This window comes from Micromonospora sp. M71_S20, from assembly GCF_003664255.1.
Classification (GTDB): Bacteria; Actinomycetota; Actinomycetes; order Mycobacteriales; family Micromonosporaceae; genus Micromonospora.
This window is the reverse complement of the sequence record NZ_RCCV01000001.1, coordinates 2,933,373-2,960,254: the sequence shown is the minus strand read 5'-3', so window position 1 is coordinate 2,960,254 and position 26,882 is coordinate 2,933,373. Positions and strand designations below refer to the sequence as shown.

Below are 26,882 nucleotides of genomic sequence, written 5' to 3'. Positions count from 1 at the left end.
GTTCGTTTATCGAGAGTTGCACAGTGGACGCGTAGCAGCTTGGTAGTCAAGTCCTCGGCCTATTAGTACCGGTCAACTGAACCCGTTACCGGGCTTACATTTCCGGCCTATCAACCCAGTCGTCTAGCTGGGGGCCTTACCCCACCAAAGGTGGGTGGGATACCTCATCTTGAAGCGAGCTTCCCGCTTAGATGCTTTCAGCGGTTATCCCTTCCGAACGTAGCTAACCAGCCGTGCCCCTGGCGGGACAACTGGCACACCAGAGGTTCGTCCGTCCCGGTCCTCTCGTACTAGGGACAGCCCTTCTCAAGTATCCTACGCGCACGGCGGATAGGGACCGAACTGTCTCACGACGTTCTAAACCCAGCTCGCGTACCGCTTTAATGGGCGAACAGCCCAACCCTTGGGACCTGCTACAGCCCCAGGATGCGACGAGCCGACATCGAGGTGCCAAACCATCCCGTCGATATGGACTCTTGGGGAAGATCAGCCTGTTATCCCCGGGGTACCTTTTATCCGTTGAGCGACACCGCTTCCACTCGCAAGTGCCGGATCACTAGTCCCGACTTTCGTCCCTGCTCGACCTGTCAGTCTCACAGTCAAGCTCCCTTGTGTACTTGCACTCAACACCTGATTGCCAACCAGGCTGAGGGAACCTTTGGGCGCCTCCGTTACCCTTTAGGAGGCAACCGCCCCAGTTAAACTACCCACCAGACACTGTCCCTGAACCGGATAACGGTCCGAAGTTAGATACCCAAATCAACCAGAGTGGTATTTCAAGATTGCCTCCACCCATACTGGCGTATGGACTTCACCGGCTCCCACCTATCCTACACAAGCTAATTCGGATACCAATGTCAAGCTATAGTAAAGGTCCCGGGGTCTTTCCGTCCTGCCGCGCGTAACGAGCATCTTTACTCGTAATGCAATTTCGCCGGGCCTGTGGTTGAGACAGTGGGGAAGTCGTTACGCCATTCGTGCAGGTCGGAACTTACCCGACAAGGAATTTCGCTACCTTAGGATGGTTATAGTTACCACCGCCGTTTACTGGCGCTTAAGTTCTCCGCTTCGCCCCGAAGAGCTAACAGGTCCCCTTAACGTTCCAGCACCGGGCAGGCGTCAGTCCATATACATCGAATTACTTCTTCGCATGGACCTGTGTTTTTAGTAAACAGTCGCTTCCCCCTGCTCTCTGCGGCCATACAACGCTCCACCCGCGTGGGGCTTCACGTCTCCGGCCCCCCTTCTCCCTAAGTTACGGGGGCAATTTGCCGAGTTCCTTAACCACAGTTCGCCCGATCGCCTCGGTATTCTCTACCTGACCACCTGTGTCGGTTTGGGGTACGGGCCGCTAAGAACTCGCTAGAGGCTTTTCTCGGCAGCATAGGATCACTGACTTCACCTGAATCGGCTCGGCATCACGTCTCAGCCTTCATGTGTTGCGGATTTGCCTACAACACGGCCTACACGCTTACCCCGGCACAACCACCGGCCGGGCTCAGCTACCTTCCTGCGTCACCCCATCGCTTGACTACTACCCGCCAGGTTCCCACGCTCCCCCAGTTTGGTCCGAAGACCGCCCCAAGTTCGGGTGGTTAGCACAACGAGGTTCATCAGGGACGCTCTTTCGCGGGTACGGGAATATCAACCCGTTGTCCATCGACTACGCCTCTCGGCCTCGCCTTAGGTCCCGACTCACCCAGGGCGGATTAGCCTGGCCCTGGAACCCTTGGTCATCCGGCGGAAGGGTTTCTCACCCTTCTTTCGCTACTCATGCCTGCATTCTCACTCGTGCCGCGTCCACAACTGGGTCACCCCGCTGCTTCACCCCCGGCACGACGCTCCCCTACCCATCCACACACCTGCACAAGGAATCAAGTCCAAGCGAGGTAAAAATGTGAATGCCACAGCTTCGGCGGTGTGCTTGAGCCCCGCTACATTGTCGGCGCGGAACCACTTGACCAGTGAGCTATTACGCACTCTTTAAAGGGTGGCTGCTTCTAAGCCAACCTCCTGGTTGTCTATGCGACCCCACATCCTTTTCCACTTAGCACACGCTTAGGGGCCTTAGCTGGTGATCTGGGCTGTTTCCCTCTCGACTACGAAGCTTATCCCCCGCAGTCTCACTGCCGCGCTCTCACTTACCGGCATTTCGGAGTTTGGCTGATTTCGGTAAGCTTGTGGGCCCCCTAGACCATCCAGTGCTCTACCTCCGGCAAGAAACACGCGACGCTGCACCTAAATGCATTTCGGGGAGAACCAGCTATCACGGAGTTTGATTGGCCTTTCACCCCTAACCACAGGTCATCCCCCAACTTTTCAACGTTGGTGGGTTCGGCCCTCCACGCGGTCTTACCCGCGCTTCAGCCTGCCCATGGCTAGATCACTCCGCTTCGGGTCTAGGACACGCGACTGAACGCCCTATTCAGACTCGCTTTCGCTACGGCTCCCCCACACGGGTTAACCTCGCCACATGCCACTAACTCGCAGGCTCATTCTTCAAAAGGCACGCCGTCACCCCGCAAGGCTCCGACGGATTGTAGGCGAACGGTTTCAGGTTACTATTTCACTCCCCTCCCGGGGTACTTTTCACCATTCCCTCACGGTACTCGTCCGCTATCGGTCACCAGGAAGTATTTAGGCTTACCAGGTGGTCCTGGCAGATTCACGGCAGATTACAGGGGTCCGCCGCTACTCGGGAACACCCACAGAAGACCAGCCACTTTCACCTACCGGACTCTCACCGCCTACGGTCAGCCTTTCCAGACTGTTCGGCTAGCAACTGGCTTTGTAACTTCTCGAACAAGTGTCAGCTTGTTCAGCAGGGTCCCACAACCCCAACCACGCAACCCCTGACAGGTATCACACGCAGCCGGTTTAGCCTCAATCCGCTTTCGCTCGCCACTACTCACGGAATCACTATTTGTTTTCTCTTCCTACGGGTACTGAGATGTTTCACTTCCCCGCGTTCCCCCCACACACCCTATGTGTTCAGGTGTGGGTGACTGGACATGACTCCAGCCAGGTTTCCCCATTCGGACACCCTGGGATCACAGCTTGGTTGACAGCTCCCCCAGGCCTATCGCGGCCTCCCACGTCCCTTCATCGGCTCCTGGTGCCAAGGCATCCACCGTTCGCCCCTTGACAACTTGACCACAAAGGATGCTCGCGTCCACTGTGCAATTCTCAACAAACGACCAACCCACAACCCACAGCCCCACACCAGCACCACCACAGTGATCGGTATGCGAGACCAGGCCATGCCTGGCAAGCTTCCGGAGTTCAAACTCCGAACCAGCCTCTGAAAGACAACCAACGGTTGTTCCTTCAGGACCCAACAGGGTGCTTTGTCGCCAAACCCAGCCGCACCAGGAGGAACCGTTCCACACCAACCCGAAGGTGGCCGTACTAGGTATCCCGGCCGTTGCCGGCATCCAACTCGCCAGTGTCTCCGCCATTGAGCACCCCGACCCGACATTCGCAGGTCGCGGGCTCCTTGCACCCTTTCGGGTGAAGGTGCTCCTTAGAAAGGAGGTGGATCCAGCCGCACTTCCGGTACGGCTACCTTGTTACGACTTCGTCCCAATCGCCAGCCCCACCTTCGACGGCTCCCTCCACAAGGGTTGGGCCACCGGCTTCGGGTGTTGCCGACTTTCGTGACGTGACGGGCGGTGTGTACAAGGCCCGGGAACGTATTCACCGCAGCGTTGCTGATCTGCGATTACTAGCGACTCCGACTTCACGGGGTCGAGTTGCAGACCCCGATCCGAACTGAGACCGGCTTTTTGGGATTCGCTCCACCTCACGGTATCGCAGCCCATTGTACGGCCATTGTAGCATGCGTGAAGCCCTGGACATAAGGGGCATGATGACTTGACGTCATCCCCACCTTCCTCCGAGTTGACCCCGGCAGTCTTCGATGAGTCCCCGCCATAACGCGCTGGCAACATCGAACGAGGGTTGCGCTCGTTGCGGGACTTAACCCAACATCTCACGACACGAGCTGACGACAGCCATGCACCACCTGTGACCGCCCCCGAAGGACCTCACATCTCTGCGAGTTTTGCGGCCATGTCAAACCCAGGTAAGGTTCTTCGCGTTGCATCGAATTAATCCGCATGCTCCGCCGCTTGTGCGGGCCCCCGTCAATTCCTTTGAGTTTTAGCCTTGCGGCCGTACTCCCCAGGCGGGGCGCTTAATGCGTTAGCTGCGGCACAGGGAACCGGAGAGGCCCCCCACACCTAGCGCCCAACGTTTACAGCGTGGACTACCAGGGTATCTAATCCTGTTCGCTCCCCACGCTTTCGCTCCTCAGCGTCAGTATCGGCCCAGAGACCCGCCTTCGCCACCGGTGTTCCTCCTGATATCTGCGCATTTCACCGCTACACCAGGAATTCCAGTCTCCCCTACCGAACTCTAGCCTGCCCGTATCGACTGCAGGCCCGCAGTTGAGCTGCGGGTTTTCACAGTCGACGCGACAAGCCGCCTACGAGCTCTTTACGCCCAATAAATCCGGACAACGCTCGCGCCCTACGTCTTACCGCGGCTGCTGGCACGTAGTTGGCCGGCGCTTCTTCTGCAGGTACCGTCACTTACGCTTCGTCCCTGCTGAAAGAGGTTTACAACCCGAAGGCCGTCATCCCTCACGCGGCGTCGCTGCATCAGGCTTCCGCCCATTGTGCAATATTCCCCACTGCTGCCTCCCGTAGGAGTCTGGGCCGTGTCTCAGTCCCAGTGTGGCCGGTCGCCCTCTCAGGCCGGCTACCCGTCGTCGCCTTGGTAGGCCATCACCCCACCAACAAGCTGATAGGCCGCGAGCCCATCCCAGGCCGAAAAACTTTCCACCACCAACCATGCGACCGGTGGTCCTATTCGGTATTAGCCCCGGTTTCCCGGGGTTATCCCAAAGCCTAGGGCAGGTTGCTCACGTGTTACTCACCCGTTCGCCGCTCGAGTACCCCGAAGGGCCTTTCCGCTCGACTTGCATGTGTTAAGCACGCCGCCAGCGTTCGTCCTGAGCCAGGATCAAACTCTCCAACAAAAACTTGTTGAAACAGTCATCCCGGCAACAAAAAGTGTTGCCAAAGGAATCCAAGACCAACAAACCACGAATGGCTTGCCAGTCCGGGGTATAAATCAATTTGGCACTGGCTTATCAAGCACCCTGTTGAGTTCTCAAAGAACAACCACACACCGCCCGGAAACCCCACACCGTGGAGCCCCCGACCCGGGGCATTTCGTTCACCGCACCCGCCGCTCTCGCGCCGGGCACTTTTACTACGTTACCTCACCGTCTCCGCCGTGTCAAACCGTTTGTCCCGGTCTGTCGTGCTTCGTACGGGTTGGCTCCGACAAGCGCACGCAGCAGCGAACCGCCGCGTTGATCATCGGATTTGGCAGACCGGCCGCTCTGCGGTTTCCCGCGAGCTCGCCCGGTTCCCTGCCGGCCGTGAACCTTACCCGGTCGGCTTCGCTGCGCCAAATCCGCCTCGCAGCAGATCCGGCGAGCCCCGCCCGGGGCCGCGTCGTCCGGGATTTCGACCCGTCTGACCCGGCGCCAGTCCGGTTCGGCGCCTCAGGACTTTCGCCCTGTTTGCCCCGTTCCGCGCTGGCAGAGAGAAAGTTACGCGTCTGCGGGTTTGAACGTCAAATCCGGGGGTAGCGTCCCCGGTCACATCATTTCCCGCTCGCTATATGGCCTGCTCAGCAGTGCGACGCTTCCGTCCCAGTCGCAGGGCACCGCCACGGGCAGCGTCGCCGCCTGCCGAGGTCCACACCCGGGGCCGTCGCGCCTGATCCGCACACGCCAGCCGCTGGGTGGCCGACGGAGGTAGTCAGCGCGCCATGGACCGCCGGTATTCCCCCAGCGTGGAGGTGGCCAGCTCGTCGTGCGCCTTCCCCGACGTGGAACGGGCCCGGTGGCGGTGAAGCGGTCCGGTGACGGTCGGCCTGGGTGCGCGGTGGAGTCGCCCGGTGGCGGTGCACCGCAGTGGGTGATGGAGTGGCCCAGTGGCGGTGCACCGCAGTGGCCGGTGGAGTGGCCCGGCGGCGGTGCAACCCAGTGAGTGGTGGAGTGGCCCTCTGGCGTCGGTCAGGATGCCTGGCGGTCGGCGCGCCGGCGGGCCGCCCGCCACGCCCGGACGCCGAGCACACCCACGGTGGTGCCGATGAGCAGGGACGCCGCGATCAGCAGGGCATGGATCCAGAGGAAGCCGGTGGCCGGGAACTCCCCGATCGTGCCGGTGGACCAGGACTGCGGGTCCTTCCAGATGGCGACGGCGAACCTCGGCCAGATCACCCAGGTCCAGATTCCGACCCCGATGAGGAAGAGCGCCCAGCCGCGCGACAACACCATGGCTGCCGAGTATGCCAGCGCGAGCTGGCGGGCCGGTCGGCCGGCCGGCCCGAGGCGCAGGTCAGCGGCCCGCCACCGCCGGCACCGATAGCGACGGAACCGGTGACCCCACGATCGGGAGCCGGGGCCGGCGTCGTCGACGGTCAGGGGTGACGGAGCTGCCGGAAGGTGACCGGGTGGCGCAGGCCGGGCACGGCGGGTCGCTGTGCTGCCGGCTCCCCGGCGCAGGCGCCGGCGAGCGCGTACGCCGACCGCGGCGCGGGCACCACTCGTACACCCTGCGGTCGTGGCCCGTGCCCCGGTCGAAGCGCAACAGGCAGACGAAGCCCGGCGAGAGTCCGGCCACGGCCGGCCCGAAGTCGGGCGCGCGGCAGCGCCGAAGGCCGGAGAGGGGGTGAGCAGTGACGGTTTCTTTCGCCATTTCAAAACTGCGGTGGGCGAATCGGACGGGATTCCGGAAACGGTAGGCCCGCAGATCGCGGACCTCCCGAATCACTCCCTCAGAAGCAGGTGCCGATGCCACCGATCGCGGGGTTCGCCCGGTCGTGATAATGGATCGCGCCACTCGGATCGGCCATGAAACCACCCCAGATGATGCAACCGCCCTTGACGTACGCCCGGGCCGGTCCGGCCGCCCAGAGCTTGTCGCCGTCGTCGGTCTGGGTGGGCAGGTACTGGGCGGCGAGGTAGACCTGCGTGCGGGTCAGCGCCCCCGCGTACGCGGACTTGACGGTGACCGTGCAGCCGTAGCCGACCATCGGGTTGTGCAGCAGATAGACGGTGCCGAGCCGGGCGCCGGTCTCCGCGTGCCGGATCGGGTCCTGGTCCAGGACCGTGTATCCGAGCCCGCAGAGCGACTGCGGCGTGACCGGGTTGACGACGGCCGCCTGCGCGGCTGCGCCGGCCCCGGCGACCAGCCCGAGCGCGACGGCGAGCACGACCCCGAGCCGACGAATGGTGCGGTACATCCGTGTCCCCCTTTTCTGCGGCAGATGCGTCACCAGAACCAGGAATTGCCGTGTTGTTTCCCGGGGGCGCGGGCGGGGCACTGAGTTCCGGGACCGGCGCAGACCGTCATCGGAGGTGACCCGTGCAGCCGTCGACGTTCAATCCCTGGGCCTGGCGCGACCCGTCCGCCCTCGCCGGCGGGTACTCCGGGGCCAGCCCCGACTCCGCCCCTCCGGACGGGCCGAAGTCCGGCGGCGACGGACCGGACGCCCCCGGCCCCGGCACCCCGCTCGACCTGGTCGGCTACCGGGTGGAGGCCACCGACGGGCGGATCGGCTCGGTCGACGAGGCCAGCGACGACACCGACGCCCGTTGGCTGGTGGTGGACACCGGACCGTGGATCTTCGGCCGCAAGGTCCTGCTGCCGGCCGGCACGGTGACGCGGGTGGACCACCTGGACCGCACGGTGCACGTGGACCGCACCCGCGAGCAGGTCAAGGAGTCACCGGCCTTCGACCCGGACGCGTACGGCGAGCCCGGCTACCGGGACCGGATCGGCGACTACTACCGGGAGAGCTACCGGCAGGGCTGAGCGCGGGCACGGAAAACGGCCGGACCCGCTACCGTGGGGGCATGGTCCGGCCGATCAGCTACGCGCCGGAGGTCGTCGACCCGGTCGACGGCCTCCCGCTCGGTGTCGTGACCCTCTCTCCGACCCGCTCCGACGACGGCCGCGAGCGGATGATCGACGTACTTCGTGCCGGTGGACTGCGGTTCCGCGACGGCGCGCGATGGCGTTCGGCTCACTGAGCCGACCCTGACCGGCCCGGGATGACCTCCCCGGTCGGCGCGCGCCCGCGCACACCCTCGTCCACCAGGCACGAAAGGCGTACCACCATGTCCGTTGCACGGATGCTCACCGGGGACCGCCCCACCGGGCGGCTGCACCTCGGCCACTACGTCGGCAGCATCGCCAACCGGGTGCGGCTGCACCAGCGCTACGAGAGCTTCTTCATCATCGCCGACCTGCACATGCTCACCACGCGGAACACCCGCGAGGACATCGAGCGGGTCGCGGGCAACGCCCGGGAGATGGTCACCGACATCCTGGCCGCCGGCGTCGACCCGCAGCGTGCCACCTTCTACCTCCAGTCGGCCATCCCGGAGGTCGGCGACCTGAACACCCTCTTCCAGAACCTGGTCACGGTGCCCCGGCTGGAACGCGTGCCCTCGCTCAAGGACATGGCGCGCGACGCCGGCAAGGAGGAGATGCCGTACGGCCTGCTCGGGTACCCGGTGCTCCAGGCCGCCGACATCCTCTGCGTGAAGGGACAGGTCGTTCCGGTCGGCAAGGACAACGCGGCGCACGTGGAGGTGACGCGGGAGATCGCCCGGCGCTTCAACCACCTCTACGGTGCGGTGTTCCCCGTGCCCGAGACGATCGCGTCCGAGACGCCGCCCCTGGTCGGCACGGACGGCCGGGCGAAGATGAGCAAGAGCCTGGGCAACACGATCGCGCTCTCCGCCGACTCGGCGACGGTCCGCCGCGCGGTGATGGGCATGTACACCGACCCGAACCGGATCCGCGCCGACGTGCCCGGCACCGTCGAGGGAAACCCGGTCTTCGCGTACCACGACATCTTCAACCCCGATCGGGCGCAGGTTGACGACCTCAAGGAGCGCTACCGGGCCGGGCGGGTCGGCGACGTGGAGGTGAAGGAGAAACTGGCCGTCGCGCTCGACCGGTTCCTGGACCCGATCCGGGAGCGCCGGACCCGGATCGAGGCCGAGCCCGGGCTGGTCGACCAGCTGATCTTCGAGGGCACGGAACGGACCCGCCACGAGGTGCGGCAGACGCTCGTCGAGGTCCGCCGGGCGATGGGGCTGACCAGCGCGTACACGCAGGTGCGCCGCCGGGCCGAGCGGCACCGCAAGGCCACGGCCACGCCGGCCTGAAGCGGTCGTACGACCGGCGTCCGGCCCGGTACCGGGGATCTTGCTCCGGTACCGGGCCGGATCGCGCGGAGCGGTCGCAGCGGGATGAATGAGTGGCTCCGGGTGGGGCATCTGGAACACATGGGTGTGGTCCGGTACGAGGCGGTGATGCCGGTCGTCGACGAGCTGGACCAGCTCGTCGACCTGCTGCGGAAGGCGGCCCCCGGCGAGCAGTTGTACGTCCGGTGGTCCCGCGGTCCCGGCGTCGACCTGTCCGGCGAGCACGGGTCCGGGCAGTCCAGCAAGGACGCGCTGACCGGCATCGACCTGCCCGGCCTCTCCGCCAATCCGCTCGCCGTCGAGTCGTGGTGGGGCGATCGGCCGCTGCGGCTCTGGGTGGCCCGGCGGCTCTACGACTACTGCCACCTGCGTCGGCTACGCGGCCCGGGCGTACGTCCCTGGGTGCTGGCCGGCGAGCAGCGCGGCCGGGGACCGGACAACGAGCCGCTGGTGCGGTGTCGCCGGCCGGTCGCGTGGGTGTCCGAGCGGGCGCTGCGGGAGGCGGACCGGGTGGTCGAGGCGCAGGCGTCGGCGGAGTGGGGACCGCTGCACCGGGCCGACTGATCCGCCCCGGACCGAACTCTCTGGTGGCCCGGGGCGGTTGTCGCTAGGTTTCAGCTTCGGGTACCGCACCGTCGTCGATCGGGGGAAGTCGGCCGCGTGTCACACATCGAGAAGATCACCGGGGAACTGCGCGCCCTCACGACCGGCGTCGACAGGGCGCAGACACTGGCGTCCGCCGCCGACAACCAGGCGCAGGAAGTGGCCCTGCGCGCCGCCGGCGCCGGCTTCGCCGCCGTGGCGGCGGGCCTCACCCGGATACGCGACGGCATCGCCACCGTCAGGGGCGGCCTGGGCAGCCTCGCGACCACGATCGGCGAGGCCACGAAGAGCACCGCGGCCGTCCCGCAGGAAGCCAGCCCGCACGAGACGATCACCGGCCTGACACCCGTGCACCACGCCGTCGACGGCATCCGCGACACCGCCGCCGCCACCATCGCCCAGGTCGGCCAGACACGACAACTCGTCACCACCGTCCTGCACGGCGGCCAACCCGGACCCCTCATCCAGTCCCTGGAGCAGATCACGCAGGTCCTGACGCTGGTCGTCCAACGCACCGCCACCGCCCGACAGGCGGTCGAGACGGCGATCGCCGAGGCCCGGCAACTGGGGTCGGCGGGAAACTGACCGGGGCTGGCGGCCCCACCCCGGCCAGCCCCACCACCACAGACCCCGCCCCCACCGTCGCCACGCCGACGGACGACACCGCCACCGCCGACCACGGCCCAACACCCGAAGGCCCAAGGCACGAGGACCCGACGCACGAAGGCCACACGGACAGCCCCACGCCATGGAGCAAGCCGGCCACCGGCACCTCCGGCGGCACGCCGACCGGCCGACGCACCCCGATCCGGGCCAAGGAGAGACCGACGGAACGCCGCAGCCTGGAACTGGAGAACGAGGCCGCCGACCTGATCGCCGACAGGGGCTACCGGGTGCACCAGAACCCGACGAAGCAGGAGATCGTCGATGCGCAGCGGAACACCGGCGATGTCGTCGATCCAGGAAGATCACCGGATTACCTGGTCGAGGGGCAAGTCTTCGATTGCTACGCTCCCGGTCCCACCACCTCGGTCCGTGCCATCGGAAGCGCGGTCACGAGGAAGATCACGGACGCCCAGACGCAGCGCGTGGTGCTGAATCTCCAGGACTGGCGGGGGGACCTCGCCGCCCTGCGGAAACAGTTCGACGACTGGCCGGTACCGGCGTTGAAGGAAACTGGTGGCGGTCACACGGAACGGCACGATCATCGAGATCGTCCGGCGGGACTGAGGAAGGCCGAACATGTCCATCACCTATCGACTGACGCTCGCTGGCGACATCCCGTTGGAGTTGTTGGCCGAACTCACCGCTCCGGGCGCCGCCGAGACACCGACGCCGGCCGGCAACCGCCTGCTCAGCGCCGATCTCAACGATGAGTGCGGGTTCGCCGTCAGCATCACGTCGGGCAGCCACGGGTACTACGAGGCGGAGGCGGACGGAACTGTGTGGGCGTGGGAGCCGGAGAACCACGTCGACATCGGCTTTCACATGCGCAAGGAGACGCTGAGCGACCTCGGCAGGCCGCGCATGTTGCGGACCGTGGGCCGGGTGCTGGCCAGCCGGCCCGAGGACGCGGCATTGGTGCTCAACGACAACTGGCTGATGCTGACCCGGGTGAACGGCACGATCCGCCGGCACAACGAGGCCGACTGGTACGACGAGGCGTACGACAGCTTCCTGCCCCGCTGACCCGCCGGCCGCCGAGTCAGGCTCCGGCCATTTCGGGTCCCCCTGGCACGGGCGCGGCCGTCCTACCATCGGATCGTGGCGAACTTCGATGTCCCGGCAGCGGTCGCGACGGTCTGGCAGCGGCAGGCTGCCTGGTCACGGGCGTCCGGCGAGGCCAAGCGTGCGATCACCCGTGCACGGCTGACCATCGCCGCGCTCACCGTGGGGGCCGCCGTGTGCGGCACCCTCGCCAATCAGCTCGGGCACTCCCATCCCGGTGCGGGGCGGGCGCTCGCGATCGTCGCGGCGGCGGCGCTGCTCGTGGTGCCGCTGGCGGCCCGGTGGTCCTCCCGGGACGCGGTGCACGCGTGGACCCGGCTCCGCTCGGTCTCCGAGGCGCTGAAGGCGGACACCTACCGCTACCTCGCCGGGGTCGCCCCGTTCGGCGGCGCGGACCGGGACGCCGTCCTGCTCGGCCGGTTCGACGCGCTGATGGACGACGCCGGCGACCTGGTCGGCCGCACCCTGGACGCGCCGCCGGCCGTCCGTGCGCTGCCGGCGGTCTCCGACGTGGCCACTTACGTGACGGAACGGATCCAGCGGCAGGTCGACGTCTACTACCTGCCGGCGGCCTGCCGGATGGCCCGCGCCGCGAGGCGGGTCCGGTACGCGGCGACGGGGCTCACGATCGTCGCCGCCCTGGTCTCCGCGACGGTCGGGGTGCTCGGCGACAACCTCGGGCTCACCGCCTGGATCGGTGTCGCGGCGGCCGTGACCACGGCGCTGGTCGGCTACGGCTCCGCCCAGCAGTACGAGCACCACCAGATCGAGTACGCCCGCACCGCCGACCAACTGACCCGGCTGCGCACGGTCCGCGAGGCCGGGTTGGGCTGGGCCGACGACGACGCGTTCGTCGCCGAGGCGGAGCGCGTCATCTCGCTGTCCAACGAGGGCTGGATGGCCAGGATGATCGAGCAGGATGGCGCTGCGCAGCCGTGACATCACAGGTTGTGCCATATAGCATCGTCGATAGTCGTCGTTGACCGTCGTTGTGGGCGGCCGTCCGTCCACTCCCGACTCCAAATGGGGGAACCGACGTGGAGCGCACCGTACGCCAGCCCGATCCGACCCCGCCGCCACTGGACGACCTCCGGCGTACCCCGCTCGGCCGGATCTCCCTCGACCGGGCCCGGTCCGTCGCGCAGGTGGCCGGCCGGAGGGAGGATCGTCCGGCGCGTGTCGATGTCGCGGCCTTCAGCTCTGCGATCTGAGCCGGACGGGCAGCCGACCGGGCACGTCGCCCCGCTGACGCAGTACGTGCTGAAGCTGGTCAGCCGCTGCGACCTCGCCTGCGACCACTGCTACGTCTACGAACACCCCGACCAGTCCTGGCGGCGCCAGCCCCGGGTGATGGACCCCGCCACGGTTACGGCCGTCGCCGAGCGGATCGCGGAGCACGCTGCGGCGCACCGGCTCGACGCCGTACGCGTGGTCCTGCACGGCGGCGAGCCCCTGCTCGCCGGCGCCGCCCGGCTCGACTCCACCGCCGCCACCCTGCGGCGCGTCGTCGGCCCGGTGGCCCGGCTCGACCTGCGGATGCAGTCCAACGGTGTGCTGCTCACCCCGGCGACCTGCGACGTGCTGGTCGCCCACGACGTCAAGGTGGGGATCTCGCTCGACGGCGACCGGGCCGCCAACGACCGGCACCGCCGCCACGCCAACGGGTCGAGCAGCCACCGCCAGGTGCTGCGGGCGCTGTCGCTGCTGCGCAGCCCCGCGTACCGCAGCAGCTACGCGGGCATCCTCTGCACCGTCGACCTCGCCAACGACCCGATCCGGGTGTACGAGGCGCTGCTCGCCGAGGAACCGCCGCACGTCGACTTCCTGCTGCCGCACGCCAACTGGGACAACCCGCCCGCCCGGCCCGACGGCCTCGCCACCCCGTACGCCGACTGGCTGCTGGCCGTCCACCGGCGCTGGCTGGCCGACGGGCGTCCGGTGCCGATCCGCCTGCTGGAGTCCCTGCTCTCCACCGCGTCCGGGCACGGCAGCCGCAGCGAGGCGGTCGGGCTCGGCCCGGCCGACCTGGTCGTCGTCGAGACCGACGGCACCTTCGAGCAGGTCGACTCGCTCAAGTCCGCCTTCGACGGCGCGGCGGCCACCGGCCTGGACGTCTTCCGCCACCGGGTGGACGACGCCGCGGCCCACCCGGCGATCGCCGTGCGGCAGACCGGTCTTGCCGGTCTCTGCGCGACCTGCCGCGCGTGCCCGGCGGTCGGGCACTGCGGCGGCGGGCTCTACGCCCACCGCTACCGCGCCGGGGACGGCTTCGACAACCCGTCCGTCTACTGCCCGGACCTGCTGGAGCTCGTTCGGGTGGTGACGGCGGCCCCGGTCGCCGACGAGCACGCCCGGCCCGCCGACCAGCTCAGCCCGCGCGTGCTCGACGACCTCGCCACCGGCGCGGGCACGGCGGGCTCGGCCGCGCAGCTCGCCGCCGTCCATCTGGCGCTGGTGCGTGCCCTGCTGGTCGCGCTCAGCGAGCGGGCCGCGAGCGACCCGGTGGCGGCCGAGGGGTGGCGGCTGCTGGTCCACCTGGACGACGCGCACCCCGACGCCGTCCGGGCCGTGCTGGCCCACCCCTTCGTGCGCCGGTGGGCCGGGCGCTGCCGGGACGGGGCGGCCGAGCTGTCGTACCTGGCCTGCGTGGCGGCGGCTGCCGCCGTCCGCGCCCGGGTCCGGGCCGACCTGCCCGTCCCGGTGCGGGACGGGGTGGTCAGCCTGCCGACGCTCGGCGCGCTCGCCGTCGGCTGCGAGCGGGGCGTCGTCCGGCTCGTCACCGACGACGGCGACGTGCGGCTCGCCGGCCGGCGGGTCACCGCCGACGCGGGCCGCGACGGCGACCCGGCCGGCGAGGACGGGTCGGACGGCTGGCGGCCGGTGCGTTCCGTCCGGATCGACGGGCACCGGCTGCTGGTGGAGGACACCGATCCGCACCGGGACTGCTACGACCTGCCGGTGCAACCGCGGCTGTCCGGCGCCGCCGCGCCGCGGTGGACGCGGCAGGTGGAGCGGGCGGTGCGCCGGATCGACGCCGAGGCCGTCGGCTACGCGGCGGGGGTGCGCACCCTGCTGCGGGCCGTCGTGCCGCTGCGCGCGGAACCGACCGGCCGGTTCCGCAGCGCCGCCGCCGGCGCCGCCTTCGGCGCGGTGGCCGTCACGGCCGTACCCGACGACGCCACCCTCGCCGTGCTGCTGGTGCACGAGGTGCAGCACCTCAAGCTCAGCGCGGTGCTGGACGTCTGCGACCTGTTCGACCGCGACGACACCCGGACGCTGCGCGTGCCGTGGCGGGACGACCAGCGCCCGGTGGAGGGTGTGCTGCACGGCGTCTACGCCCACCTGGCGGTCGCCGACGTGTGGCGCCACCGCCCCGGGTCGGCCGCCGGGGGCCACTTCCGCCGCTACCGGGACTGGACCGACGGGGCCATCGACGCCCTGCTCCGCCTCGGCGCGCTGACCGCCGCCGGCGAGCGGTTCGTCCGGGGGATGCGCGCCACCGTGGACGGGTGGGCGTGACCGCCGGCCCGCTCCGGCGGGACACGCTGACGGCGGACCTGCGGGCGCTGGGACTGCGGCCGGGGGCCACCGTGCTGGTGCACTGCGCCCTGTCCCGCGTCGGTCGGGTGGCGGGCGGCCCCGCCGCGCTGCTGGCCGCCCTGTCCGACGTGCTGGGCGCGTCGGGCACGGTGGTCGTACCGGCGCAGACAGCGGGCAACTCCACCACCTCGCGGGCGTTCCGGGTGGCGACCGCCGGCCTGGGCGCCGCCGGGGTCGCGGCGGCGGAGGCGGCCATCGCTCCGTTCGACCCGGAGCGCAGCCCCGCCGAGGGCATGGGGATCTTCGCCGAGCACGTACGCCGGCAGCCGGGGGCGTCCCGGAGCCGCCACCCGCAGACCTCCTTCGCCGCCCTCGGCCCCGACGCGGCCCGGCTGACCGCCGTCCACGACCTCGACTGCCACCTCGGCGAACGCTCGCCCCTCGGCGCGCTCTACGCCGCCGACGCCGTGGTGCTGCTGCTCGGCGTCGACTGGTCGGCCTGCACGGCGTTCCACCTGGCCGAGTACCGGCTGCGCCGGCCGCCGGCCGACCGGGCGTACCGGTGCTACGTGCGCGACGCCGCCGGGCGGCGGGTCCGGCGCGACTTCCGGGCCCTCGATCTCCACGACACCGACTTTCCGCTGATCGGCCGGGCCCTGACGGACGCCGGCGCGGTGCGGCGCGGGTCGGTCGGGGGCGCCGACTGTCGGCTCACGGACATCCGGGTGGCCGTCGACTTCGCCCGGGGGTGGATGGATGAGCACCGGCGGTGACGAGCGGGGCAGCGGAGGGTTGGCCACGGTCGATACTGTGGACGGTCGGGAGTCACCGCACCGGTCGGGAGCCTCAGTTGCCAGAGGGAACGTTCTGGGAGGACGAGAGCGCCCCCGTGTTCTTTCTCAGCTACGCCCACAAGAAGAACCAGGTCGCGGCGCCCCGGGACACCAACCAGAAGGTCTTCCAGCTCTTCGTCGACCTCTCCGACCATGTCGTCGAGCTGCTCGGCCTCGGCCCGGGACGCACGGCCGGATTCATGGACCGGATGCTCGACGGCGGGCAGGTGTGGACCGACGACCTCGCCTTCGCCGCCGGGCACTGCCAGGTCTTCATCCCGTTGATCTCCACTCACTACCTCAACAGCGCGTGGTGCGCCCGGGAGTGGGACGCGTTCACCCGCCGGCCGATTCTGACCCGGCCGGACGCCGAGCCGTCGGCGGGGGAGACGCCCGTCATCCCGGTCAACTGGTCGCTGGTGGAGCGTCGCCGGCTGCCGGCGGCCGTGTCGCGGAGGCAGATGTTCACCCCCACCCGGCTGCCCCCGGAGATCGCTCCGCAATACCACGAAGAGGGCATCTACGGTCTGCTGAGCCTCGGCGACACCGGCAAGGCCGCCTACGACGCGGTGGTCTGGCGGCTGGCGCAGCGGGTCGCCCGGGCCTATCGGACGCACTGGGTGCAGGCGCAGGTCCCGGCCGACGTGCGGCAGTTGCGCACCACGTTCGAGGAGGGCGGACATGACGTGGTCTGACCCCGTTCCGCCCCGGGGCGCATCTCGCCGGGAGACCTACTTCTTCCTGAGCTACGCCCACTCGGTGCCGCTGTCGGCCGGTGTCCGGCCGGACACCGACTACTGGGTCAACCGGTTCTTCAACGACCTGGCCACCGCCGTCCGGCACGCTGCCACGAGAGGCGGCGACCTCGACGCCGGCTTCTTCGACGGCCAGGTCAACCCGGGAGCCGACCTCAGGCAGACGCTCACCGACGCGCTCAGCCTCGCGCACGTCTTCGTGCCGTTGCACTCACCGAACTACTTCCGCAACGCGTGGGCCCTGGGCGAACGCGAGTCGTTCCGCAGCCGACTCACCCGGCTCGCCCCGGCGCAGGCCGAGCGGCACCTGGTGCCGGTGCTGTGGCTGCCGCTACCGTCCTGGGGCGAGCGGCCGGAGACGACCCGGGCCCTCGACCTGGTCCCGGACGCCGGCGACCGGGCCGACTACGCCGAGAACGGCCTGCGCGCCCTCTGCAAGCTCAGCGCCTACCACGACCAGTACCGGCGGGTCCTCGAGGCACTGGCGAGGCAGATCGTCACGGTGACCGAGACCCAGCCGCTGGCCCGGTCCCGGGCGGCGACGCTGTCCAGCCACCCGGTGCCCGACAGCGTCGGCCCGGCGCTGGTGGTCACCACCCTCACCGACCACGCGCGGTGGCGGCCCTACGCGGGGCAGCACGAGCTGGCCGTGGCCGACTACGTCGCCGCGACCGCCGAGCGGCTCGGTCTGCCCACCCGGGTCGTCGACCTGGCGGCGGCCCGGGTCCTGGCGCCGCAGAGCCCCACCGTCGTGCTGGTGGACGCCGCGACCGGTGCCGCCGCCATCCGTTCGGCGCTGGACGACCTGCCCCGCTGGGTCGTCCCGCTGGTCATCGCCGCCGGTCACGAGCGTGGCGCGACGGCACCCGAGTCGGTCTCCGAAGCGTTGCAGGCCGCCGGGTTCCCCCGGGTCATGCCGGTACGGGCGATCGACGAGTTCGAGCGCTGCACCCCGCTGCTGGTGACCGAGGCCCGCAAGCAGTTCCTCCGGTACGGTCCGGTCGACCCGCCGGACGGCCCGGTCACCCCGAGGCCGAGCCTGCGCCCGGCCCGGCCGTTCGACGGACCGCCGGGGTCCGGCGCGACCCTGCCGCCGGTGCGGCCGTTCGACACGACGCGAGGGAAGGACGAGCGATGACGCCATCGCGCGAAGGGCAGGTCATCACCTTCTACTCCTACAAGGGCGGTACGGGCCGCACGATGGCTCTGGCCAACACCGCCTGGATCCTCGCCGCGAACGGCCAGCGGGTGCTCGTCGCCGACTGGGACCTGGAGTCTCCCGGCCTGCACCGGTTCTACGCCCCGTTCCTCGACGCGGAGCAGGTCGCCACCACCGGCGGCGTCATGGACCTGATCCTGGACTACGAATGGGAGAACGCCCGCCGGCGCGAGGAGACCGGCGCCGACCCCCGGCCCGGCGACTGGCACCGGGAGTACGCGCGGGTCCACCGGTACGCGTTCTCGGTGAGCTGGGAGTTCCCCGGCGGCGGCAGCCTCGACCTGCTCCTGGCCGGGCGGCACAATCCCGACTACGCGACCAGCGTGACCGGCCTGAACTGGGACAACTTCTACAACCGGCTCGGCGGCGCACAGTTCTTCGACGCGCTGCGCGAGGACATGAAGCGGCACTACGACTACGCCCTCATCGACAGCCGCACCGGGATCAGCGACGTCGCCGAGATCTGCACCATCCACCTGCCCGACGTCCTGGTCGACTGCTTCACCCTCAGCGACCAGGGCATCGACGGCGCCGCGGCGGTGGCCGCCCGGGTCCGCGACTACGAGGGGCGCCGGGCCCGGCGGGTGCTGCCCGTGCCGATGCGGGTCGACGACGGGGAGAAGGGCAAGCGGGACGCCGGGCGGTCGCTGGCCATGCAGAAGTTCGCCGGCCTGCCGGGCGGCATGACCGACAGCGAGCGGCAGGCCTACTGGCTCACCGTCGAGGTGCCCTACCGCGCGTACTACGCCTACGAGGAGACGCTGGCGACCTTCGGCGACGAGCCGGGCGGGCGCACCACCCTGCTGTCCGCGTACGAGACGTTGACCAGCCACATCACCAACGGCAGGATCACCGGCCTGCCCCGGATTGACGACCAGCTGCGCCGCCGGACGGTGCAGCGCTTCGAACGCAAGCCGACGGTCGTGGACGAGCTGATCCTGCTGCGGCACGTGCCCGAGGACCAGGTGTGGGCGGAGTGGGCGCAGGCCGTGTTGAACTCCGCGGACCTGCGGGTGGTCACCGCTTCCCTGGACGGGCCGGCGCCCGAGCAGACGGGCACGGCCTTCCGCGAGGTCCGGCTGGTCTCCCGCGCCTACCTGGCGGCCTGGCGCGCCCGCTCCGGCGCCGGTGACGACCGGGCCACACCGGGCTGGCTGGCCGTGCACGTCGACGACACCCCGCCCGTGCCGGACGTCCCGGTCGGCAGTTGGACGGCCGTGCACGACCTCACCGCCGAGGACGCGGCGACCCACCTGCTGAAGCTGGTGGGACGCACGGTGGGCGCCGCCGGCCTGCGCCCCGCCCGCTTCCCCGGGGTGCGCGCGACGGTCTTCAACGCGCCGGCCCGCAACGCCCGCTTCACCGGGCGAGAGGACCTGCTGCGCCGGCTCCGTGAGGAGCTGAGGGCGTCGGGCGGCAGCGGCACCCCGGTCGCCCTGCGGGGCGGTCCCGGTCTCGGCAAGACGCAGCTCGCCATCGAGTACGCCCACCGGTTCCGGGGCGCGTACGACATCATCTGGTGGGTCGCCGCCGACCCGCCGCAGTTCGTCGACGTGATCATGACGGAGCTCAGCGACGAGCTGGGCCTGCCGAGCCAGACGACGATCCCGGAGACCAACCGCGCCCTGCGGCAGCGGCTGGGTCAGACCGAGCGCCGCCCCGACGGCAGCCCGCCGCCGCACTGGCTGCTCATCTTCGACAACGCCGACCAGTACGAGGACGTCCGGCCCTACCTGCCGCAGGGCAACGGACACGTGCTGGTCACCACCCGCAACCCGGACTGGGGCGACCTGGCGCGGGCGGTGGACGTCGACGAGTTCGAGCGGGCGGAGAGCGTGGCGCACCTGCGCGCCCGCCTCGGCGAACACCTGATGAGCGTCGCCGAGGCCGAGCGGGTGGCCGACGCCGTGGAGAACGTGCCGATCTTCGTCGCGACGGTCGGGGCGTGGTTGGCCGACACCCGCACGCCGGTCGAGGAATACCTGGCCGGGCTGCGCCGCACCGGCCTGGAGACGGAGGTCTGGGACCTCCCGCTCCAGCGGCTGAAGGAGGGTTCCCCGGGGGCGTACCGTCTCCTCCAGCTCGCGTCGGTGCTCGCCCCGGAGATCTCCCTCGACCTGCTCTACAGCGACCGGGTGGCGCGGGTAATCGCCCCGCACGACCCGGTGGTCGCCGCGCGGGTCGCCGACCGGGTGTCCGAACGTGACATCGCGGCGACGCTGGTCCAGCGGATGAACAAGCTCGCGCTCATCAAGCTCGACCCGCACGCCCACCGGGTGCAGGTGCACCGGCTCCTGCAGACCGCGCTGCGCGCCCGGATGACCGACGACGAGCTGGTCACGGCCAAGCACGAGGTGCACCAGATCCTCGCCGGGTCGCGACCTCCGGGTGAGGTGGAGGACCCGGTGAACCGGCAACGGTTCCGGATGCTCTGGCCGCACCTCGACGGCTCCGACGCGATCTCCTGCCGGGACGACGACGTCCGGCAACTGGTCATCGACCGGGTCCGCTACATCTACGTCAGCGGCGGGTACGAGCAGGGCGAACGGTACGCGCGGGAGACCGAGGCCGTCTGGTCGGGGCTGTTGGCGGAGCTGCCGCCCGACGGGCCGGAGCACCGCAAGCTGCGCGTCCAACTGCTGCACCTGCGGTTCAACTGGGCGAACGTGCTGCGCAGCCTCGGGCGGTTCGACGAGGCCCTCCGGCTGGACGAGGACACCCTGCACCAGCAGGAGGAGCTGATCGGCGACAGCCACCCGCACACGCTGATGACCGCCGGCGGTTACGGGGCGGATCTGCGCACCCTGGGCCGCTACCCGGAGGCTCTGGAGCGCAGCCTGCGGACGTACGCCGCATCGGTCGAGGTGTTCGGCGAGGATCACCGGCGGACCCTGACCGCGGCGAACAACCTGGCCGTGTCGTACCGGCTGATGGGCATGTTCGACCGGGCGCTCGAAGGTGACCAGGCGACCAACCGGCGGCTGCGGGTCGTCCTCGGGCCGGAGCACCCGAACACCCTGGTGTCGGCCAACAACCTCGCCCGTGACCTGCGGGAGACCGGCGACTACGAGGGTTCCGTGGCGCTGCTACGGGAGGTGGTGACCGGCTACCGGAACCTCTTCGGCGAGCAGTCCCGTGACCTGCTCACCGCGCAGGCCAACCTGGCCGTGTCGTTGCGCAGCACCGGGGAGATCGCCGAGGCGGCCCAGCTGCTCGACGAGACCTACCAGCGGCTGCTGGCCACCCTCGGGCCGGCCAGCCCGGACACCCTGTTCAGCCGGCTCAGCCGGACGGCCAACCTGATGTTGCAGGGGCAGAACGCGCAGGCCCTGGCGGAGCTGGTCGAGGTGGAGCAGCAGTTCGTCCAGGTGTTCGGCGCCGACCACCCGTACTCGCTGGTCTGCCGGGTCAACCTGGGCGTGGCCCAGTGGGACGCCGGCGACACGGGCACCAGCCTGTCGCTCACCGAGGCGGCCGCGGCGGCGATGATCGCCGCGCTCGGCGACCGGCACCCGTTCACCATGGCGGCGGCCAACAACGTCGCGGTGTTCACCATCCTCACCGGGGAGCCGGAGCGGGGACGCGACCGGCTGCTGGCGGTGGTGGAGCAGCTCGCGGAGGTCCTCGGGCCCGAGCACCCCGACACGTTGCGGGCCCGGGGCAACCTGGAGACCGTCAACCAGGCGTTGTCCGGCGGCCGGGTGAGCATCGGGCGGATGCGGATCGCCGACCGGCTCGCCAACCGGGTCGGGCAGCACCACCCCAGTGTCGTGGTGCTCCGCGACGGGCGGTACGTGCGGCGGGTGCTCGACCCGCATCCCTACTGACCGGGCCGCGCGCCGATCAGCAGGTCGGCGCTCAACGCGGGGTCGGGGTCGACGAGCCAACGCAGGATGCGCGGCAACTCCTCGACCGCGTCGAAGTGCGCCGCCCCGGGCCGGACCTCCATCTCGGCGCCGGGTATCTGCGCGGCCAACCAGCGGCCGTGGCTGACCGGGGCGAAGTTGTCGTCGGCGCCGTGCCACAGCCGGACCGGCGTCGCCGCGGTGTCGATCGCCCGCAGGTCGAAGGCCCAGGGGCGGCGGAACGCCAGCACGTCGTCGATCCACCCGTACGGCCCGGAGCGGAGCGCCTCCGCGTAGGTGTCGGTGATGAGCCGGCGCAGCGCCGGGTCGTTGACCGCCCGGCGGTCCGCCGCGCTCATCTCCGTCTTCAGGTCCGCGAGGAGCAGCCGTGGGTCCGCGGCGGCCCGCTCGGCGCGCTGGCGGATCTCCTCCACCACGGCGGCGGTGTCGGGGCTGCCGGCGCCGAACCCGCGCACGTTGCCGGTGTTCATGCCGCCGACCCAGTCCAACTCGATGGCGTTCCACGGGGCGAGACTGACCAGCACCGCCACCCGGGTCACCCGGCCGCGCAGGCGGGCATCGGCCGCGCAGGCGAGGGCGTGCGGGCCGCCGCCGGAGCGTCCGACGACCGCGAACTCCTCCACGCCCAGGTGGTCGGCGATCGCCTCGACGTCGCGGGCGGCGTCGGCGACGTCGCGGTTCTCCCGACGGTCGGAGTCGCCGTAGCCGGGCCGGTCGTAGGCGATCAGCCGGACGCCCATGCGGTAGAGGACGATGCCGCGGGGCTTCGGGCCACGCCGGCTGCCGGGTGTGCCGTGGAGCAGGAAGACGGGGAAGCCGTCGGGCGCGCCGGTCACCTCGTACGCCACGCGTCTGCTGTCCTCGCGTTCGGCGAAGTCGGCCCCTGGCTCGCCGTCTCGGGTCACTCCGTCCTGCCCTTCGGTGCCGCTACCAGCCAATACTCGCAACCCGGCATCGAGTAGAGACGATGTCGGACGGCTCCACTCAACAAATCGAGCCTAATGGTCGGGCCCGCCGCGCCGCTATGCCGAGCGGGAACATGGGGCCGGATCTGTCTGAAACGACACCTACGGCCCACCTGGGCTGGAACTTCCGGCTGCCCCGCCGAACGGAACGCCCTTCGGGGGTCCGTCCGGGGCGACCGGGCGCGGGTCCGCCCGGTCGTCGGCCGCTGCCCGTGAGGGCCGCGGCCCGGAGCGGCGGTGCCGCTGCGCGCCGGGTCAGCCGGCGAGCGCGTCGAGCGCGTCGTCGAGCCGGGGCTTCCGGCCGTCGGCGAACACGTCGAGGAACTCCTCGCCGGGCGCGGCCCAGAACCGGGTACGCGGCTCGTCCCGCCAGTCGCAGGTGATCTCGCAGCCCCACGAGTGCAGGTACGTCCGCTGGTCCGCCTGCCCACGGTGGAACAGGGGGTCGCCGACGATCGGGAAGCCGAGCCAGGCCAGGTGGACGCGGATCTGGTGACGCCGACCGGTGACCGGCTTGAGCACCAGCAGCGTACGGTCGCCACTGACCAGCGCCGTGGCGAAGTCGGTACGGGACTCGTAGGAGGGCTTGGACCGGTCGACGGCCGACTCCGGCAGCGCGAAGCGGCGGCGGTCGGCGTCGTAGCGGATGGCCTCGCGCTCGCCCGCGATCCGGATGGTGCCCTTGCGGCCCGGCCGCAGCGGCAGGTCGATGGTGCCGGTCTCGGGCAGCCGCGCCCCCTCGACCCAGGCCAGGTAGCGCTTGTCGGCACCCCGGTTGGCGAACTGCCGGGTCAGCGAGGCGTGCGCCGACGGCGTCCTGGCCAGCAGCAGCAGCCCCGAGGTGACCTTGTCGATGCGGTGCACCCAGTGCACCGGCTCCCCGGCGGCGGCGGCCAGGTCGGTCAGGGACTCGGCGTGGCGCTCGCCCATCACGGAGATGCCCGGCGGCTTGTCGAGCACGAGCAGGTGGTCGTCCTCGTGGACGGGATCGCGCCGAAGTTCCGACCAACTGAAGGTGGTCATCATCGCCTCGGCTCTCGACTGTGCTGAGCTGCTCCGTGTCGCCGACGGCCGCGCCCGGGACATCGGTGACGCGGGGAGCGGGGTCGAGCCGGCCAGGTGGGTCGGCACGGCGAAGGATATCAACCCGGCGACGGCGCCCCCCGACGCCGAGCGTCGCCATCGCCTACTGGTGGCCGCACCGCACCGCCCGGCACGCCTCGGCGCTCAGCTGACGCGCCCGGCCGGCGTGCTCACTCGAACCGCCACCGGGTCGCGCTGAAGCCGGACCCCTTGTCCATGCCGATGACCTTGGCCGGGGTCACCTCGAAGACGACGTACGGCGACGGGCCGATCCCGTCGCCGTCGATCCCACCGTCGACCGGGGTCACCTCCCAGCCGTACTTCTCCCCGTACGCCTCGGCGACGCGCTTGAGCGTCGCGGGGTCGCTGATCCGGGCTGCCGTGCCCTCGATCGAGAGGTCCAGCTCGGGGCTGCCGACGGTGAGGACGCAGTGCGGGTTGGCGGCGAGGTTGTCGACCTTGTGGGCGGTCTCGCTGGAGCAGAAGTACATGCTCCGGTCGAGCCACAGCGCCAGCAGCGGCACGGCGTGCGGCCGGCCGTCCGGCCGGACGGTGCACAGGAAGAACTCTCCCGCCTCCGTCAGCCGCTCACGCGCCTGCGACCAGGGCATCGGCTTGGAGTCTTCGCTGGCAAAGGACGGTTCCGCGACCGGCTCACGGCCCACCATGGGTTCCCCTTCGAACGACGACATCGTGACTGGAGCAGCACGGAGAGTATCCCAGTGTGGCGATGTCCGCGAGCGGACGGACACCGCCGCCGCGGAGTGTCGGAGGGGCACCCCTCGATCGCCAGGCGTTTCCGCCTCCACAGGGGACGAATTCGCTTGACCTCAACCTCGCTCCAGGTCCTAGGTTCGCGGCATGAGCATGGAAGTCACCGCGTGGATGTCCCTGCACCACGCGATGCATCAGCGTGACGAGCGACCCTTCTCCAAGGCGACCCTCAGGCGGATCGGCGGCTTCGCCCGCCCGCACCGCCGCCTGCTCGCGTGGTTCCTGGCGGGCAGCGTCGTGGCCGCGGTGCTGACCGTGGCCGCACCGGTGCTGGCCGGGCGGGTGGTCGACGCGATCGTCTCCGGCACCGACACGGCGACGGTGGTACGGCTGGCCGTGGCGATCGCCCTGATCGCGCTCGCCGAGGCCGGGCTGGGGCTGCTCACCCGCTACCAGTCGGCGCGGATCGGCGAGGGCCTGATCCTCGACCTGCGGACCGCCGTCTTCGACCACGTGCAGCGGATGCCGGTCGCCTTCTTCACCCGGACCCGCACCGGCGCCCTGGTCTCGCGCCTCAACAACGACGTGATCGGGGCGCAGCAGGCGTTCAGCGACACGCTCTCGGGCGTGGTCGGCAACGCCGTGACACTGCTCCTCACGCTCGCGGTGATGCTGACCTTCTCCTGGCAGATCACCCTGCTGGCGCTGGTGCTGCTGCCGATCTTCGTGCTGCCCGCGCGGAGGATGGGCCGGAAGCTGGCCCGGCTCGAACGGGAGGCGGCCGGCCTCAACGCGGCGATGAGCACCCGGATGACCGAGAAGTTCTCCGCGCCTGGCGCCACCCTGGTCAAGCTCTACGGGCGGCCGGCGGAGGAGTCCGCCGAGTTCGCCGCCCGCGCGCGGCGCGTGCGCGACATCGGCGTCCGTACCGCCATGTTGCAGACCGTCTTCATCACGGCCCTCACCGTGGTCGGTTCCCTCGCGCTGGCCCTGGTGTACGGCCTGGGCGGCGCGTACGCCATCCGCGGGCAGCTCGACGCCGGCGCGGTCGTCGCGCTCGCCCTGCTGCTGTCGCGCCTGTACGCGCCGCTGACCTCGCTCGCCAGCGCGCGGGTGGAGATCATGAGCGCGCTGGTCAGCTTCGAACGGGTCTTCGAGATCCTGGACCTCAAGCCGATGATCGAGGACAGGCCGGACGCCCGGCCGCTGCCCGACGGGCCGGTGGCGGTCGAGTTCGACGACGTCCGCTTCGGTTACCCGTCGGCCGAGAAGGTCTCCCTGGCCTCGCTGGAGGACGTGGCGAAGCTCGACACCCGCGGCGGCGAGGAGGTGCTGCACGGGATCTCGTTCCGCGCCGAGCCGGGACAGATGGTCGCCCTGGTCGGCTCGTCGGGCGCAGGCAAGTCCACCATCGCGCAACTGCTGCCGCGCCTGTACGACGTGGAGGAGGGCGCCGTCCGGCTCGCCGGGCGCGACGTCCGCGACCTGACCGGCGACTCGGTCCGGGACGCCCTCGGGGTGGTCACCCAGGACGGTCACCTGCTGCACGACACGATCCGCGCCAACCTGCTCTACGCCCGACCCGACGTGACCGAGGACGACCTGTGGGACGTGCTGCGTCGCGCCCGGCTGGCCGACCTGATCCGCTCGCTGCCGGACGGTCTGGAGACGGTCGTGGGCGAGCGGGGGTACCGCCTCTCCGGAGGCGAACGTCAGCGGCTCACCATCGCCCGGCTGCTGCTCTCCCGCCCGCGCGTGGTGATCCTCGACGAGGCCACCGCACACCTCGACTCGACCTCCGAGGCGGCGGTGCAGGCGGCGCTGGGTGAGGCGTTGACCGGGCGGACCAGCGTGGTCATCGCGCACCGACTCTCTACGATCCGTTCCGCCGACCAGATCCTGGTGCTCGAACAGGGCCGGATCGTGGAACGCGGCCGGCACCCCGACCTGCTGGCCCGGGGCGGCCGGTACGCCGAGCTGTACCGCACCCAGTTCGACCAGCCGGTGCCGGCCTGACGTGTCCACCGTGCTCGCGTGCCCGGCAGGCAGCGGGTTCCGCCTGTGCGCCCTCACCGAGCGGGACGGAGGCCGCCGCGCCCGCCGATCAGCGCCGGTTGCGCGACCGGCGGGCCGCCAGGACCCCGCCGACGACCGCCGCCACGGCCGGCAGGAGGCAGCAGATCGTCAGGGCGAACACGTGCCACGGCTTGACAGCTCCCATGGCCGCGAGGATAGGCGCCGCGGGCCACTGTCGTCGCCGACGGGCCGCCGGGGTGCG

19 protein-coding genes, 2 rRNA genes and 1 pseudogene are annotated in these 26,882 nt (G+C 70.0%); 14 read left to right on the top strand and 8 right to left on the bottom strand.

Annotated elements, in window-relative coordinates; all coding sequences use genetic code 11:
- Positions 1-42: 42 nt before the first annotated feature.
- The 5 genes from DER29_RS13450 to DER29_RS13435 all read right to left on the bottom strand — a co-directional run bounded on the left by DER29_RS13450 (position 43) and on the right by DER29_RS13435 (position 7,323).
- Positions 43-3,155: ribosomal RNA gene (locus DER29_RS13450) — 23S ribosomal RNA — on the bottom strand.
- A gap of 372 nt (positions 3,156-3,527) precedes the next feature.
- Positions 3,528-5,041 (bottom strand): 16S ribosomal RNA (locus DER29_RS13445).
- Together the 16S and 23S rRNA genes form the textbook arrangement of a ribosomal RNA operon.
- A 1,050-nt stretch (positions 5,042-6,091) precedes the next feature.
- Positions 6,092-6,355: an SCO4848 family membrane protein gene (locus tag DER29_RS13440; RefSeq protein WP_121397655.1), complete on the bottom strand. Its 264-nt coding sequence runs from the start codon at positions 6,353-6,355 to the stop codon at positions 6,092-6,094.
- Positions 6,356-6,498: 143 nt separating this feature from the next.
- Positions 6,499-6,621: a hypothetical protein gene (locus DER29_RS35920; protein ID WP_255421035.1), complete on the bottom strand. Its 123-nt coding sequence runs from the start codon at positions 6,619-6,621 to the stop codon at positions 6,499-6,501.
- A gap of 234 nt (positions 6,622-6,855) precedes the next feature.
- Positions 6,856-7,323, bottom strand: coding sequence for a hypothetical protein (locus DER29_RS13435; protein ID WP_121397654.1), 468 nt, complete (start codon positions 7,321-7,323; stop codon positions 6,856-6,858).
- 122 nt (positions 7,324-7,445) lie between these two features.
- Between DER29_RS13435 and DER29_RS13430 the strand changes: the two genes are divergently transcribed.
- From DER29_RS13430 to fxsT, 13 genes and pseudogenes are all read left to right on the top strand, one after another.
- On the top strand, positions 7,446-7,895 hold the full coding sequence (locus tag DER29_RS13430; protein ID WP_121397653.1) for a PRC-barrel domain-containing protein: 450 nt from the start codon (positions 7,446-7,448) through the stop codon (positions 7,893-7,895).
- A gap of 41 nt (positions 7,896-7,936) precedes the next feature.
- On the top strand, positions 7,937-8,113 hold the full coding sequence (locus DER29_RS34525) for a hypothetical protein (protein ID WP_199729260.1): 177 nt from the start codon (positions 7,937-7,939) through the stop codon (positions 8,111-8,113).
- Positions 8,114-8,200: 87 nt separating this feature from the next.
- Positions 8,201-9,259 (top strand): tryptophan--tRNA ligase, encoded by a 1,059-nt coding sequence (gene trpS, locus DER29_RS13425; RefSeq protein ID WP_121397652.1) that lies wholly within the window; start codon positions 8,201-8,203, stop codon positions 9,257-9,259.
- Positions 9,260-9,361: 102 nt separating this feature from the next.
- Entirely contained in the window at positions 9,362-9,862 is a 501-nt protein-coding gene (locus tag DER29_RS13420) for a DUF6098 family protein (protein ID WP_199729257.1), read from the top strand.
- Between the two features lie 96 nt (positions 9,863-9,958).
- The gene (locus tag DER29_RS13415; protein ID WP_121397651.1) at positions 9,959-10,486 is read left to right on the top strand and encodes a DUF6244 family protein; all 528 of its coding nucleotides are present in this window, start codon (positions 9,959-9,961) and stop codon (positions 10,484-10,486) included.
- 221 nt (positions 10,487-10,707) lie between these two features.
- A pseudogene (locus tag DER29_RS13410) lies at positions 10,708-11,131 on the top strand (hypothetical protein).
- A gap of 12 nt (positions 11,132-11,143) precedes the next feature.
- The gene (locus DER29_RS13405) at positions 11,144-11,590 is read left to right on the top strand and encodes a SitI3 family protein (protein ID WP_121397650.1); all 447 of its coding nucleotides are present in this window, start codon (positions 11,144-11,146) and stop codon (positions 11,588-11,590) included.
- A 75-nt stretch (positions 11,591-11,665) separates the two neighbouring features.
- Positions 11,666-12,568, top strand: a complete 903-nt coding sequence (locus DER29_RS13400; RefSeq protein WP_121397649.1) for a DUF4231 domain-containing protein — start codon at positions 11,666-11,668, stop codon at positions 12,566-12,568.
- A gap of 243 nt (positions 12,569-12,811) precedes the next feature.
- Complete coding sequence (locus DER29_RS13390; RefSeq protein ID WP_121397647.1) at positions 12,812-15,148, top strand: FxsB family cyclophane-forming radical SAM/SPASM peptide maturase; 2,337 nt, start codon at positions 12,812-12,814, stop codon at positions 15,146-15,148.
- Entirely contained in the window at positions 15,145-15,942 is a 798-nt protein-coding gene (locus tag DER29_RS13385; protein ID WP_121399193.1) for an aminoglycoside N(3)-acetyltransferase, read from the top strand. The genes DER29_RS13390 and DER29_RS13385 overlap by 4 nt, the downstream gene beginning before the upstream one ends.
- Before the next feature lie 77 nt (positions 15,943-16,019).
- Positions 16,020-16,697: a TIR-like protein FxsC gene (locus DER29_RS13380; protein WP_121397646.1), complete on the top strand. Its 678-nt coding sequence runs from the start codon at positions 16,020-16,022 to the stop codon at positions 16,695-16,697.
- On the top strand, positions 16,684-17,895 hold the full coding sequence (locus DER29_RS13375; protein WP_233599759.1) for a TIR-like protein FxsC: 1,212 nt from the start codon (positions 16,684-16,686) through the stop codon (positions 17,893-17,895). The genes DER29_RS13380 and DER29_RS13375 overlap by 14 nt, the downstream gene beginning before the upstream one ends.
- Complete coding sequence (fxsT, locus tag DER29_RS13370) at positions 17,892-21,803, top strand: FxSxx-COOH system tetratricopeptide repeat protein (protein ID WP_121397645.1); 3,912 nt, start codon at positions 17,892-17,894, stop codon at positions 21,801-21,803. The genes DER29_RS13375 and fxsT overlap by 4 nt, the downstream gene beginning before the upstream one ends.
- On the opposite strand, the gene DER29_RS13365 is transcribed toward fxsT, so the two are convergent.
- From DER29_RS13365 to DER29_RS13355, 3 genes are all read right to left on the bottom strand, one after another.
- Positions 21,797-22,747, bottom strand: a complete 951-nt coding sequence (locus tag DER29_RS13365; RefSeq protein ID WP_121397644.1) for an alpha/beta fold hydrolase — start codon at positions 22,745-22,747, stop codon at positions 21,797-21,799. The two genes, fxsT and DER29_RS13365, sit on opposite strands and share 7 nt — an antisense overlap.
- A gap of 315 nt (positions 22,748-23,062) precedes the next feature.
- Positions 23,063-23,830, bottom strand: coding sequence for an RluA family pseudouridine synthase (locus tag DER29_RS13360; RefSeq protein ID WP_158619014.1), 768 nt, complete (start codon positions 23,828-23,830; stop codon positions 23,063-23,065).
- A 230-nt stretch (positions 23,831-24,060) separates the two neighbouring features.
- Positions 24,061-24,501, bottom strand: a complete 441-nt coding sequence (locus DER29_RS13355; protein ID WP_158619013.1) for a pyridoxamine 5'-phosphate oxidase family protein — start codon at positions 24,499-24,501, stop codon at positions 24,061-24,063.
- 250 nt (positions 24,502-24,751) lie between these two features.
- Between DER29_RS13355 and DER29_RS13350 the strand changes: the two genes are divergently transcribed.
- Positions 24,752-26,620: an ABC transporter ATP-binding protein gene (locus DER29_RS13350; RefSeq protein WP_121397641.1), complete on the top strand. Its 1,869-nt coding sequence runs from the start codon at positions 24,752-24,754 to the stop codon at positions 26,618-26,620.
- The last annotated feature ends 262 nt before the right edge of the window (positions 26,621-26,882 follow it).